The sequence below is a fragment of the Chitinophaga sp. 9-1-y genome (assembly GCF_059511905.2).
This window is the reverse complement of record NZ_CM197955.1, coordinates 2,728,182-2,742,463: the sequence shown is the minus strand read 5'-3', so window position 1 is coordinate 2,742,463 and position 14,282 is coordinate 2,728,182. Positions and strand designations below refer to the sequence as shown.

Annotated in this window: 8 protein-coding genes; 4 read left to right on the top strand and 4 right to left on the bottom strand. The window is 44.9% G+C overall.

Features of this window, described 5'->3' with window-relative positions:
• Window positions 1-142: 142 nt before the first annotated feature.
• Both AC5ZC7_RS10830 and AC5ZC7_RS10825 read right to left on the bottom strand, forming a co-directional pair.
• Window positions 143-1,027 (bottom strand): NmrA family NAD(P)-binding protein, encoded by an 885-nt coding sequence (locus AC5ZC7_RS10830; protein WP_496159278.1) that lies wholly within the window; start codon window positions 1,025-1,027, stop codon window positions 143-145.
• 57 nt (window positions 1,028-1,084) lie between these two features.
• Window positions 1,085-1,879, bottom strand: a complete 795-nt coding sequence (locus AC5ZC7_RS10825; RefSeq protein ID WP_496159279.1) for a helix-turn-helix domain-containing protein — start codon at window positions 1,877-1,879, stop codon at window positions 1,085-1,087.
• A gap of 278 nt (window positions 1,880-2,157) precedes the next feature.
• Here AC5ZC7_RS10825 and AC5ZC7_RS10820 point away from each other — a divergent pair, with 278 nt between their 5' ends.
• The 4 genes from AC5ZC7_RS10820 (at window position 2,158) to AC5ZC7_RS10805 (ending at window position 8,999) form a co-directional block, all read left to right on the top strand.
• Window positions 2,158-5,607: a SusC/RagA family TonB-linked outer membrane protein gene (locus tag AC5ZC7_RS10820; protein ID WP_496159281.1), complete on the top strand. Its 3,450-nt coding sequence runs from the start codon at window positions 2,158-2,160 to the stop codon at window positions 5,605-5,607.
• A 21-nt stretch (window positions 5,608-5,628) separates the two neighbouring features.
• Entirely contained in the window at window positions 5,629-7,104 is a 1,476-nt protein-coding gene (locus AC5ZC7_RS10815; RefSeq protein WP_496159282.1) for a RagB/SusD family nutrient uptake outer membrane protein, read from the top strand.
• Window positions 7,105-7,182: 78 nt separating this feature from the next.
• Window positions 7,183-8,064 carry a substrate import-associated zinc metallohydrolase lipoprotein gene (locus tag AC5ZC7_RS10810; protein ID WP_496159283.1) on the top strand — a complete coding sequence of 294 codons (882 nt, stop codon included), beginning with the start codon at window positions 7,183-7,185 and terminating at the stop codon, window positions 8,062-8,064.
• Window positions 8,065-8,099: 35 nt separating this feature from the next.
• The gene (locus AC5ZC7_RS10805) at window positions 8,100-8,999 is read left to right on the top strand and encodes a DUF4302 domain-containing protein (protein WP_496159284.1); all 900 of its coding nucleotides are present in this window, start codon (window positions 8,100-8,102) and stop codon (window positions 8,997-8,999) included.
• A gap of 110 nt (window positions 9,000-9,109) precedes the next feature.
• Here AC5ZC7_RS10805 and AC5ZC7_RS10800 read toward each other — a convergent pair whose 3' ends face one another.
• Window positions 9,110-10,567: a RagB/SusD family nutrient uptake outer membrane protein gene (locus AC5ZC7_RS10800; protein WP_496159285.1), complete on the bottom strand. Its 1,458-nt coding sequence runs from the start codon at window positions 10,565-10,567 to the stop codon at window positions 9,110-9,112.
• Between the two features lie 5 nt (window positions 10,568-10,572).
• Complete coding sequence (locus tag AC5ZC7_RS10795) at window positions 10,573-14,214, bottom strand: SusC/RagA family TonB-linked outer membrane protein (protein ID WP_496159286.1); 3,642 nt, start codon at window positions 14,212-14,214, stop codon at window positions 10,573-10,575.
• Between the last annotated feature and the right edge of the window lie 68 nt (window positions 14,215-14,282).

The following is a 14,282-nucleotide window of genomic DNA, read 5'->3' as shown; positions in this document are numbered from 1 at the left end:
ACGTCAGGATAACTGGGAAATGGTAGTCGTAAAAAATCCACTGATATAATATTGCTGATAAGCGAATATAAGCGGATTTCAGCTTTGTTGCACCAAAGGAGCGGATATCACTCTTATTTTCAGCACCTGCTGCTGTTCCCCACTATACTACTCCGCTGGCCTGCGCTTTAAGTTTAGCTGCCCCTGTTTTATTCAGCCAGGATTCAAATGTCAGCAGCGCCGGGTAAATTTTCCGCAGGCTTGCTTCGTCTGCTCTGGACACTTTATCGGAGTTAAGTATTTCATATCCCCTGGCGAATCGCGGATTCAGTTGTCGCAACGTTTCCATAGGAAGCTGCTCATACTTCATCTCCAGCCCAGTGGTTTTACTCATAGCGGCCACCATTTGAATGGGCGTTAAGGTATCTCCAGACAGGTCTATTGCCTGACCATTAAATGTCCTGGGGTCTGCGAATGCCAGTGCCGCCAGGTGGCCGATATCTTCCAAAGCAATTAATTGCATTTGTGTACCGGGATAAGCTGCCGTAATAAAGGAAGATCCTTTCACACCAAACCTGGGGTTCAGGAAATTTTCCATAAAAGCTGCCGGCCGCAATATGGTATAGGAAATACCCAGTTCACGAATATAATTTTCAACGATGGCTTTCTCCTGCTGTATACCGGTTTGTTCCGACTGATCCACACCCAGCGCCGAACTATATACTAAATGAGCTACCTGGCAGGCTTTTGCGGCATCAGCCACATGCTTGCCGGCCAGGGCTTCGTCCTGGTCCTGTGCTAACGGTCCCGGATGTACGCTGAATACGCCATATACTCCTTCCATCGCCCGGTCAATCGAACTCCTGTTAGCGAGATCGCCTGCGCTCATCTCTACTCCCATGGCTATCAATTGCTGTGCGGCAACCCCGGTTATATCACGCGTAAATCCACGTACGACCCATCCGGCAGACAATAATACCCGTGCTACTGCCCCTCCCTGCTGACCTGTAATACCAGTTACCAAAATAATACGGTGGCTGTTTTGCATAAGATAATTTTGAATTTATACGCCAAAATTAGCACCGCTCGATTTTCCGGAATTGTATCAGACCGACATTATCGGATGCTGCCGATAACAACAGTCCTGGTAACTTTTGGGGTTCACCCCGGTAAATTGCTTAAAATCGGTAATAAAATGTGACTGGTCATAATACCCGGCAAGGTAGGCGATGTCTGTCAGGCGCCGGGAAGGATGGCGGGCTATTAATTGTTTGGCTTTTTCGAAACGGGAAATCTTCAGAAAACGGCTGATACTAATCCCGGTATATCGCTTGAAATTCCGCTCTATCTGCCGTTCACTCAGTGGTAATTTCTTCAGGTGTCGAAAAGGTGCATCTTCCACATTATTTTTGATGCTATCTGCCAGGTCGAAAATAAGCTGATGGGATGCATGAGGAGCCATAAACCTGTTCAATAAAAAAGATTCAAACAATGGTACCCGTGATGCAAAAGGCAAGGGGTGCATTTCTTCATACAGCAATGATAATTTGCTCCCGAAAAGATCTTCCCCGGTGACAGGTCCCTCATTTAATTCATACATCGGTTGTTTTGTAAACACACTTAATCCGTAAGGCGTAAAGCTGACGAAAAATTTATCTGCCGGAACCGCCTGATCCGTCATGGGGCTGAATCTGACAATCCTTTCTTTTACATCCAGCAAGCCTGTTTTCAGGGGCTGTTCATTATAAAAAGTACCGGAATCAAAATCCATGATAAACGAAGTATTCAAGCGGGAGTAGATGGATTTAAACAAAACGCCGGTACCGTTCAGTTGAACAAAATAGTCAACGTAGGGTGTTAACAACGGGTGCTGTGGTTTTGCAAACTGGTAGTTAAACATAGCCAGGTGATTTCAATAAAGTTATTCGAAGATGAAGGTAATAAATGTATTTGAATACCGCCTCTGGTGCTACTTCGCTCCTTTCTGAGATTTTTTTTATTCCCAGTCACCCTTTTTCATTTCCCGCCTGTCGTATAACAGTAATTCATTTGAAACCAAATGAGGTAAATAATAAAATCGACTAGAATCAAGTAGTGGGCCCACACTAAGAACAAAAGACTAAACCTGACCAGCTCCTGACTACAGGGGAGTATAAACAATGCTATAACAATATGAATATGGACCTTTACAGAAAGTTCCTGATGGGGAACTTGTGCATGTCAACCAAATCATCTGAGAGGCCTGCTTCTAAGGCTAAACAGTTGTCTCTGGTCATCACCACCGCGTTTATATTAGTCTTGGCAGCCAGCGGGGCTGCTACAGCGCAGCAAAAAACAGCCACCGGAGGATCGCCGTCTGCCGCACACGATACCTCCATCATCGTTTCGGGTAAAGTGTCGGACGAAAAAGGAAACGCATTGCCAGGCGTAGTAGTAAGAGCGGCAAACAGCAAAAAAGCCGCAGTAACAGGCAACCTGGGAGAGTTCAGCATTGCCGCTGCACCAAACGACAAGTTGGCCTTTACTTTTATAGGCTTTGCCGCTGTTGTAAAAAATGTAGCTGGCAGCAAACACCTGGATGTTATTATGACGCAGGGCACAAAAGGATTGAGTGAAGTCATTGTGACCGGTTTCCAGGAAATCGATAAAAGAAAATTTGCCGGGGCGAGTACCAAACTAAAAGCAGAAGATATCCGGATGGATGGAACCACCGATATCAGCCGGGCGCTGGAAGGAAAAGCGGCCGGAGTGAGTATTCAGAACGTATCTTCTACTTTTGGATCTGCACCTAAAGTGCGTATCAGGGGAGTTACTTCCCTTACCGGCGAAAACAAACCTTTATGGGTAGTGGATGGTATTGCATTGGAAGATGTAATTGATGTTTCAAATGATCAGCTTTCCAGTGGCGACCCTTCTACGCTGCTTGCGTCGTCTGTGGCCGGGCTGAACATGAATGATGTGGAAGACATCTATATCCTGAAAGATGCGGCTGCTACCTCCCTGTATGGAGCCAGAGCCATGAATGGCGTAGTAGTAATTACCACTAAGAAAGGCCGTTCAGGAAAAATGATTACAAATTATACCGGCAACTTCAGCACACAGCTAAAGCCCAGCTATGATAATTTCAATATCATGAATTCGGCAGAGCAGATGTCTGTCGATGCAGAAATAGCCAGGAAAGGGCTGTTCAACCTGGGGGATATCGGCAACAGTGCCGACAAAGGCGTATACGGTAAGATGTATGACCAGTTACAAACGTATAATCCCGCCACCGGGAAGTTCGTACTTGAAAACACACAGGCTGGCAGAAATGCTTACTTACAACGTTATGCATTGGCGAATACCAACTGGTTCAATATACTCTTCCGCAATTCATTGATACAGGAACATACGATCAGTCTTTCCGGCGGATCGGAAAAAATGCAGTCTTATTTTTCTGCCGGATTCTATAATGACAACGGTTGGACAGTAGCCGACAAAGTAAAACGCTTTACTTTCAACTCTCAAAACAATTATACTTTTTCCGACAAGTTATCTGCCGGCTTTATTGCCACCGGATCTGTAAGGCAGCAGGAAGCCCCCGGCACAGTAGCACGGACCACAGATGCTTTCTCCGGAAAGATGAACCGTGATTTTGACATCAACCCATATAACTACGCGTTAAACACCAGCCGTGCATTAACAGCGTATACCGACAACGGCGACCTGGAATATTTTACCAGAAACTACGCACCTTTTAATATCCTCAATGAGCTGCAAAACAACCGGTTAAAACTTTCCGTTGTAGATGTAAAATTACAAGGTAGCCTGTCTTACAAAATCACCAAACATCTCAGGTACGATTTCATTGGCGCCATCCGGTACGCCAAAACCAGCCAGGAAGACCTGGTAGATGGAACCTCTAATAAAGCGCAGGCATACAGGGCAGCGGCTAATTCTGTTATTGCCAATGCCAACCGCTTCCTGTATAAGGATCCGGATAACCCCAATACCTTTCCACAGATTGTATTGCCGGCCGGCGGGTTTTACAACCGGAATGAAAACGCCCTCACCAACTACAACTTCAGGAATAGCCTGAATTATGCAGAATCCTTTGGTAAACATGACCTGAATGTAATGGTTGGACAGGAGGTTAAATATGCTAACCGGCAAAACGCTTTAAATACGGGATATGGTTACCAATATGACTATGGCGGCAGCGTATTCCCTTACTATCTCGCATTTAAACAGGCCAGTGAAGCGAACCTCCCCTATTTTGGCATGCAGCAAACTTATGATCGTTATGCGGCCTTTTATGCTACTGCGGGGTACACCTACAACAATCGCTACAACTTTACAGGTGCGGTACGTACAGACGGCTCTAACCGTATGGGAAAATCTCCCTCTGCCCGCTGGCTGCCTACCTGGAGTGTAAGTGGCGCCTGGAATATAGAGCAGGAAAATTTCCTGAAAGATGCGGGTAAATTAAACATGCTGAAATTACGGGCCAGTTACGGGCTCACGGCAGATTTAGGATCCGCTACCAATTCGGCGGCAGTACTGAAAGCCCAGAATACCTACCGGCAATATGCGCGGGTAATTGAATCAGGCATCCAGATTATTGACCTCGAAAACGCTGCCCTCACCTGGGAAAAACAATATTCCCTGAATATAGGTGTAGACGCCGCCCTCTTTAATAACCGCCTCACCGCTACAGTGGATCTGTACCGGAAAAATGGCTTCGACCTGATTGCCGGGATAAAAACTTCCGGTATAGGCGGCCAGGATGTAAGGAGTGCAAACTACGCTGACCTGAAATCAAAAGGAGTAGAAGTAACTATTGGCGGAGACATCATCCGCAGTACCAATGTAGGATGGAGAGCCAACGCGACCTTCGGTTACAACCAGAATAAAGTGACCAATGCGAAAAACACCCCTATTATATTTGACCAGGTAAAACCTGAGGGAGGAAACAAAGAAGGGTATCCGGTTAGCAGTCTCTTCTCTCTTGACTACAAAGGATTAGAAAATAATACGGGGATTCCGTTGTTTGTAAACGAAGCAGGAGATGTGTCGCGCAAAGTAAATCTACAGGATATCACTACCAAATACCTGGTATATGAAGGACCGGTAGATCCTCCTGTTACCGGTGGCTTCTCTAATACATTCCGGTACAAAAGTCTATCGCTGAATATATTACTTACTTACCAGGCAGGAAATAAAATCAGGTTAAACCCTGTGTTTAAAGCCTCCTACTCCGATTTGGATGCATTTCCCCGGGAATTCCTGGATCGCTGGACATTGGCCGGTGACGAAAAAACAAGTAATGTACCTTCTATACTGGACGCACTCACCAATTACAGGATGACGGACGCTTATCCTTACAACAACTATAACTATTCGACTGCGAGAGTGGCAGATGGAGGATTTATACGGGTTAAATATATCGCACTCAGTTATGTACTGCCATCCGCTACCATTAAACATATTGGTTTAAGCAATGTATCGCTTACCGCTTCTGCCAGCAATCTCTGGTTGTTGTATTCCGACAGTAAACTACGGGGACAAGATCCGGAGTTCTTCAATGCGGGAGGTGTTGCGCAGCCGTTGCAACGTCAATTAGTGATGTCTTTAAAAGTTGGTTTGTAAGGATTTCTTAAAAGAATTATTATGATGAAAAATATTATCAATACAAGTATATTCCTGTGTGCTGGTATGTTGTTACTCACTGCCTGTAACAAATACCTGGAGGTGGATCCGGACAACAGAACCACACTGGATACCCCTGATAAGGTAGCACAAATGCTTACTTCCGCCTACCCCAGTAACGACTATATCTGTTTTAGTGAATCGATGTCTGATAATGCCGGCGACAGAGGGCATGCGGGCAACCAATATAGTGGAGATCTCCTCGTAAATATTAATGCATATAAGTTTATCGATTATGCAAGCACCAACCAGGGATCACCAGATGTGTACTGGCAAAGTTGTTATAAGGCAATTGCCGCTGCCAACCAGGCGCTGGATGCTATCAACAAAGCCGCCAACCAGGCTACGTATAACCCCTATAAGGGAGAAGGTTTGCTGGCAAGGGCTTATGCCCATTTTATGCTGGTAACGTTCTTTTCAAAAGTGTATGATCCTGCTACCGCTGCCAGCGATCCGGGTATTCCTTATGTAATAGCACCTGAAAAAACCATCAATCCCAGGTACGAAAGGAAAACGGTGAAGTATGTATATGATATGATTGAAAAAGATTTAACCGAAGGATTACCGCTCATCGATAACAATGCTTATAAAGTGCCTTCTTTCCATTTTAACAAAGCTGCCGCCAATGCTTTTGCTGCCCGATTTTACCTGTTTAAGAAAGATTACGCGAAGGCATTAACCTATAGCAGCCAGGTGTTTCCGGGTAGCAACTTCGGGGATTACCTGCGGCCACTTAATACCACCTGGAACACGGCAACCCGGGCCGAAAGAAGCGCCGGGTTTACCAGTCCCGACACTAAAGCCAATCTGTTGCTGGCCACCACAAATTCTATATGGGCCAGGGCCTGGATAGGATATCAGTATGGATTAAACGCTGCCACCGCAATTAGCATATATTATTCCGGGAATATTACAAATGGTAGTCTGGCCTATAACGTGTTCTATTATGGGTCTAATAACAATGACCAGGGCATCGAAAAATGGCTGGAGAATTTTGTTTATACGGGCCCTAATGTGGGTGACCCTTACATATATGTCCCTTTGTTCACCGCCGAAGAAGTACTGTTTAACCATGCAGAAGCCAGTGCACGTACCGGCGACTTTAACAGCGCCATCGCTGATTTGAATACTTATTACAGTACAAGGGTTATTGACTATAATCCTGCGGTCCATAAGCTTACGCTGGATAAAGTAACCACTTATTACAACAAGGCCACTGACCCGTTAGGCGCAACTATCCAGGCCATCCTGGATGCCCGCAGAGGTGAATTTATGCAGGAAGGAATGCGTTGGATGGACATCCTGAGAAATAAACTCACTTTCAAACATGTGGATGATAAAGGCACGGTAATTAATATTAGCGCTGATGATCCGAGGAAAGTGTTGCAAATACCACAGGAAGCACAAGCCAGTGGCCTAGCGCCGAATCCCAGGTAAGGGGTGGTGATGCAGCCATGTCTGCATAAGACATGGTAGCTGTTGAAATAATATATACAACTGATTAAATCTTTAAGAATGAAATATTTAAAATCATTCCTGGTGCTGGTAGTAATGGCAGGCGCTATTATTTCCTGTAACAAGAAAGAAACACTGGACGCAAATATTAATGGCTTGGGCGGAGATGCCTGGGTACAAACAACCATTGATAAATGGCTCTATGATTCTATGGTAAAACCATATAATATAGAAATGAAATACAAATGGGATCAATCCGAATTTGATAAAAGTTTGATCCTGGTGCCTCCGGGAGAAAATACGGTGGTTCCCGTAACGCGGGATATTATCAGTATGTGGATCATGCCTTACAATCAAACTGCCGGCGACAGCACCTTTATGAAAATAAATACCCCGAAGCAGATCATGCTATCCGGAAGCATTGCTTTACAAAGTAACGGCAATGCCGTTGCCGGGCTGGCAGAAGGTGGCCTCAAAATCCTCCTCTTTGGTATTAATTCCTATAACGGGAAAGATAGCGGAAGAGTAGCGGATATGGCGCACCTGATCCACCACGAGTACACGCATATTCTAAATCAAAAGAAAGCTTATCCGATAGCTTTTAACCAGGTAACACCGGATGGTTATACCGGTAACTGGACAGTAGCCAGCGAGAATCCATGGACACTGGGCTTTGTAACTAATTATGCACGGAAAGAACCTGGCGAAGACATCGCAGAACTGGTATCCACCATGTTGGTGATGGGCCGTGCACGCTACGATTACACCCTCTATCATCCTTTTCCCGATGATCCCACCCAGCTTAATACTCCCAAAGGTATCAGCTTGCTGAGGGCTAAAGAAAAAATTGTGGTGGATTATTTCAGAGATGCTTACCACCTTGATTTCTATAGTTTACAAACCGCCGTACAGCAACAGATACATAACGTGTTGAATCGATAAGTGCCGTTAGTTTTTACACTATAAATTTTACAGAAATGAATAAATACCTGGTATATATATTATTGGCTGCGATGGTTTTTACTGCCTGTAAAAAAGATCTGCATTCATCCGTTTTTGACAAATCGGCTGACCAACGCCTAAATGCGGTGTTGGCAAATTATCAATCTATCCTGGCAGCTGCTCCTTATGGCTGGGTTGCTAAAGTGGTGCCTAATCCGGATCAAAATGATAACGTTTATGCTTTCTGGTTTAAGTTCAATGATAGTAACCGGGTCGTTTCAAGATGGCAGAATTTACCAGCCCTGACCAGCAGTTACCGGCTTAAAGCATTACAACAACCTGAATTAATATTCGATACGTATACTTACCTCCATCTATTGGCCGATCCGGAAAGAAAGGTGCCAGGCGCGCAACTCGGCCTGGGGCTGCAATCAGATTTTGAACTGGAGATTATTACCGGCACAGCAGACAGTTTTGTATTAAAAGGGAAATATAACGGGTCGGATGTAACCATGTCAAAAGCCACTGTGAAAGATACTTCCGGTACCATTGTGCTTCCCGGATATCCGCTGGCGGGCAGTTATAAAGATACTTCTGTACGTACCCTGTACAAAACAACACAGGCCAATGGTGTCATTGGCAGTACCTCAAAGTTCAATGGCGTTAAAGTAGCCAATCCGCTGAAGTACACAGGCCAAATAAGCATCGACTACAGTGATCTTGGCGGCTCCGGCTGGCAATATAATATTTCGCTGAAAAATAATGCCCTCACCGTTACCATTAATACGGTGATGCAAAGCCAGATAAAAGCAGGCTCTTTTAAAGTATTGGATCAATCTTATGATCCGGCAAGCGGGCGCATATACTTAAAAACATTTTATACCAATTCCGCCGGTGCGGATCGTGTTAACGAGGAAGTATTTGTCCGGCAGTAACTGCCGGAAGGATATGCTCCTCATAATAGCGACTTTGGTTGATAACAGAGGCGGCAGCATTATTGCTGCTGCAGTTTAATTTTCACTGTAAGCATGTAATGGCTTATTCACTACTGAGGTATCCTCACATTCAGGCCAAGGGGTTTCAAAACAGGATTAGCCAGCAAAGCCTGTGCGGGGATCTCCAGCGTATATCCCGGATCATTCTTTCCGAGTACAAATCGCTGCCGGCTGCGAACCTGTTGGCCAATAACTGGTGTAAAATAATGAACAATAGCAGGGCTATGGGTTCGTCTGAGATCAAACCAGTTATGCAATTGAAAAGCCAGTTCTTTTCTCCGCTCCGTTAGTATGTCGGATAGCAGGTCGGACGTACCTGTTGCGGCGCTTTTCACGCGATAGCTTTTTAACAGGTCTAAATCGGCTAATGCTTTACCGGCTTCTCCCAGGTGTGCGTTTGCTTCTGCCCTGTTAAGATAAGCTTCTGCTGTACGAAACGAAAAACAATATATGTTGCCGGTGGTATTAAATGTTTTGGGAACGATCGTGTTGGTATTATCGTAAAAATAACCACCTAACCGTTGATCTGCGGTATCATACAATTGCAGCAGGTCGGGGGAAACAGTATAGCAATAGCTATTTCCATCTCCAAAAATATTAAAAACAGCAGGATTCAAATCATTATAGAAGGTATAGATCACCTCCGGATTATTTACCCCCAAAAGACTGGAATAAAAATCAGACCTGTCATTGTGCTGATGCGTGATATCATTCAATGCAGGTTTGATTTCCAGGCATTTCCCCGCGAAGGTGGCAGCCAGCTCCCAATGCTGCAAATAAAGATGTATCCTTGAAAGCAGCAGGTAAACGGCTGCAGGGGAATAATGATAAATGCTACCCCCTTTTTGCGATGCCTGTACATAGCTGAGCGCATTGTTCAGATCATCCAGTATTCCCTCGTACACCACATGTACCGGGCTTCTCGGCAGCGTAGCATTTACAGGCGTACTGCCCGTAGGTAACGGCACCCCCATCGAATCATTACGGTTGGCAGGATCATAAGGAGTGCCCCAGATATTGATAAGATAATAATATGCCAATGCCCTGGAAAAATGGGCTTCTCCGAGTAAAAATTGCCGGGACGCAATATCTCCTTCCATCTTTTCTCCCTCCTCTGTGATAATGTTACAAACCTTTATAATTCTATATAACCCCAGCCAGGTATTGTTCAGGATGGCAGACGGCGTATGTCTTTCATCATATTGGGCATCGTATACATTTTGCCAGGTGTAAAAGGCGGCATAAGCGCCTTTTTCCTCTACCGGCGGCGTAGGCCCAATACTTTCTGTTACATCGGCGGTCATCATATCCAGGAAGTAAAGCGAAAAATCGCTGTTAGGCGACAGTGTTCGACTCCAGCCCTCGCCATTGAGCATTTCGGTGTAATCCGCTACTGTTTTTGGGGTGCGCAAATTATCGGCGGGTGTATCCAGGTATTTTTTACAACCACTGGAAATACCTGCGATCATAAGCAAAGAGAAAATATATTTTAAATGGATTTTTTTCATCTGTATTAAAAATTTACATCTATGCCTAATGTCAGAGATGGCCGTCTGGGCATTGTTCCGGCAGGCAGTTCCGGGTCCTGTCCTTTTAGTTTTTTATTCGCCAGCAACAACACATCATGTAGCTGCGTATAACAGGATATATCTTTCAAGAGTTGTTTCCCGGTTTTGCGGGAGCGAATGGTGTGTTGCAGGGAGAGTGTAGAGAGGCTGACATGGCTGGCGTCAACAGTCCGGATATCGCTGTTGTTGTACATGTCCGAGGAAGAAGTAGACATCAGGTAAAGCGGTAGTATCCCATTAAAATACTGCATGGTAGCAGGATCGAAGCGATAATACTGTACGGGCGACATCGTAATGGGATCCACCAGGTAAATACTGGATTGGTTGCCCATGCGGGGGATATTCGTCTTTTTCTCATCTCCGGGTTGTTTCCAGCGTTGTTCAATAACAGTAGACATATTTTCGGCCGGATTAGGGATATAACCTCCGCCTCCGTAAAGGTTGACCAATCGTTGTTTATAAGCCAGTTTAACCCTGAAAATAGCCATGAGCGTCCAGTTACGATACCTGATATTAGTGGAAAAACTTCCGTCTATTAAAGGAATACGACTTCCCACGGGAACAAAAACATGTGCATAATATTCTGATACCGTAGGCTGAACGAGGTAGTCTCTATCATAAATTCCCCGGAAAGTGGGGTATCCGTCTTTGTTAAGTCCTGTAAATTTGTAAGCATACATCATATTAGGATCTGTACCTGATTTGATAATACTCCCATTCAGATATTGTTGCTGATTGCCTATAAATCCCGGGTCTGTAAAGTTCGTTTGTAAGATGCGCGTTTTATTAAAAGATACATTGACGCCTACATTCCATCGCCAGTTTTGTTGCTGAATAATTTGCCATTGAATGCCAGCTTCCATACCATGATTGACCATTGCGGCGCTGTTGTAACTGCCGGAATTTACGCCGTTTTCTTCGGCCAGGTCTATATTCGCCAACAAGTCCCTGCTTTGTTTGCTGTACACTTCCACCGTTCCATATAACCGGTTATTAAAAAATGAAAAATCCATGCCGGCATTAAACACATATGTTTTTTCCCAACGCAAACCGGGGTTAGCAAAACCCGTTATGGTTGCCTGATTATCTCCGGATATAATATCCGGAGATGAATTGGATATAGACAGCCTGGAAGATTTTATTTCCGGCAATCCTACATTATATCCGTAAGAAATGCGGAGGGCCAACAGATTATCCGAACGCATATTTTTCTTTATCCGTGGTTCATCCAGGATACTCCATTTCACTGCGGTGGCCCAGGTTCGCTGCCAGGTGTTATTGCCGTATTGCGTAAAATAATTGGCACCATCCTGGCGCACATTGAAATTAAAGGTATACCTGTCCTTGTAAGAATATACCAGCATCCCATACCAACTCATTTGCCGGTATTTGTTCATGATTTGTTCCCTTGGCAGGATACCAGCATAAGAGAAAAAGGCTCGGTACAGGGGATACTCATTCACTGCGGGCATATGCGCTACCTTTCCACTATCCGGGTAGTATCCGAGTATAAAAAGTTTATCGATATTGTATTTTGACTGTCTTAATTCATTTCCCACCAACACTTGTACATAATGGGAAGGTGCTTTGACACTATATTCTATGGCATGACGGATCGTATAGTCACGTTGCCGGGTATCTGTTTCCTGGTATTCCCCTCCGGCGGGAAGAACCATATTCCGTTTCGCCGCATCACTGTATATCATACCAGGGGCCAGTCCCAGACGGTACTTAGCAGCCACGTAACTGGTTTGCTCTCCGGCGTAGGTGCTATTTTGCGCCGTTGATGCACCGAAGCCGTATAGTCCATGTAATTTAAAAGAACGGAGAAATGTCCAGTCGGCATGAATAACCGCTTTGTAAGTATTAACGTTGGTACTGGTGCGGCTGTTTTCCATTTCGGAAACAATGTTGGACAATGCCAACTGGGAAGTATCCATTTTGTAATTGGCCAACGACCAGTTGGGCGTAAAAGGCGAAGCATTGTAATACATCCGTTGTCCTCCTGTGGTATAAGGCAGGCTCCTGGCAGTATTGTATGCGTATTGATACGGGTTGGTCTGATAGGGATAAGTGCCGGCATCCCGGGCGCCGGATAATTTGATGCCCAACTGCAATGCCTTTACAGGCTGATAGTTGAGGCCGAACATGCCGGAATATTGCCTTGCCTGGGTGAAGATGGCCGGTCCTTTCTGATCGGTATATCCCATAGACGAATAATAGGCTGTTTTGCGTCCTCCCCCGTTCACGGATAAATGATAGTTTTGTGTTACCCCATTATTGAACAGGATGTTGAACCAATCGGTGTTCATGGCCGCATAGGCTGCTTCCTCCGCCGTCAGTTTTTCTTTGCTCATAGTCCCGTTCAGGAAATCTGTATAGTCCCGCTCAAAGCCCTGGGGAAGAATCCCATTTGAAAAAGGCAATTTTTCATCTATGATCTCCTTTGACAACGTCATTCTTTGTGAAGCATTCATGCGGTTCAACTGACGATAGCGTGGCCGGAAAGTAATATTCGTCATTTGGGAAAATTTGACTGCCGGCGCTTCGTGTAGCCTACCATTGCGGGTAGTAATCAATATCACGCCGTTACCGCTGTTTACGCCGTACAATGCAGTAGCAGCGGCATCCTTCAGTACGTCTATCTGTTCAATGTCTTTTGGATTCAATCCTATCACCGGGCTGGTCATGAGGTTTACTTCGTCCAGTGAGTTTACATTTGCGGCATCTAATTTCATCGGCGGGTTGCTAATGATACCATCAATCACCCAAACAGGTTCCCGGTTCCCGAGTAATGTGGCTGTTCCGCGCAATCTTATTTTCGGTGCTGCTCCCGGATTTGTACTGTTCATATTAACAGATAGCCCCGGTACTTTGCTTTGCAGCATATTGTCTATCGAAAGCTGATCATTCCGATCCAGGCTGCCTACGGGGATATTAGTCACTGATGCCGCGGAATATCTCTGTTTAACTTTTGAATACCCATTGATCACTACTTCATTCATAGTAGTCAATACCGGTTGCAGAAAAATTGACAGCAACCCGGTGTTGTTAACGGGTACCTGCTTTGTTTGCATACCGATATAAGACACCTGCAATATGGCATGAACCGGTACCCGGAGATGAAATATGCCGGCGATATCTGTCTTTGTAAAATTATTACTCCCCCGTTCAACTATTGTGGCATCAGGCAGGGGATTACCATTGAGGTCTGCTATCCGGCCGCGCACTTCATTTACGGCCACGCTGCTATCCTGCTTATTGGCGGGTACAATAGCGATAATGCTATTTGTATGAACTATACGCAGCCCGTGATCTTTTAACAGCAGTTGTAGTACGTTGTCAACCGTTTCATTGTTGACCTGCAGGCTTATGCGGGGCAATTTTTTAATTTCCTCAATGTTATAAAAGAAAGTAGCTCCTGTTTTTTCGGTGATAAGCGCTAAAATGTTGGTGACAGGTTTATGCTTTACATGAATTGAAATGCGCTGGGATTGGGCATTTGCCGTCAATGCGAATAAACAGATGAGAAAGCAACATGAATATTTCAGGTATATGAAGAAGGACAACGGTAACCTGTTTCTCAAAAACCAATTGAATGGGTACATCGAACTTATGCGATAATGGTAGATAACGAAAGAATGAGCTCAACTTC

What these genes read in the sequence shown, in the direction of transcription:
- AC5ZC7_RS10825 (WP_496159279.1), bottom strand. Translation starts at nt 1,879, where the DNA reads ATGTTTAACTACCAGTTTGCAAAACCACAGCACCCGTTGTTAACACCC.
- AC5ZC7_RS10815 (WP_496159282.1), top strand. Translation starts at nt 5,629, where the DNA reads ATGATGAAAAATATTATCAATACAAGTATATTCCTGTGTGCTGGTATG.
- AC5ZC7_RS10810 (WP_496159283.1), top strand. Translation starts at nt 7,183, where the DNA reads ATGAAATATTTAAAATCATTCCTGGTGCTGGTAGTAATGGCAGGCGCT.
- AC5ZC7_RS10800 (WP_496159285.1), bottom strand. Translation starts at nt 10,567, where the DNA reads ATGAAAAAAATCCATTTAAAATATATTTTCTCTTTGCTTATGATCGCA.
- AC5ZC7_RS10830 (WP_496159278.1), bottom strand. Translation starts at nt 1,027, where the DNA reads ATGCAAAACAGCCACCGTATTATTTTGGTAACTGGTATTACAGGTCAG.
- AC5ZC7_RS10805 (WP_496159284.1), top strand. Translation starts at nt 8,100, where the DNA reads ATGAATAAATACCTGGTATATATATTATTGGCTGCGATGGTTTTTACT.
- AC5ZC7_RS10820 (WP_496159281.1), top strand. Translation starts at nt 2,158, where the DNA reads ATGGACCTTTACAGAAAGTTCCTGATGGGGAACTTGTGCATGTCAACC.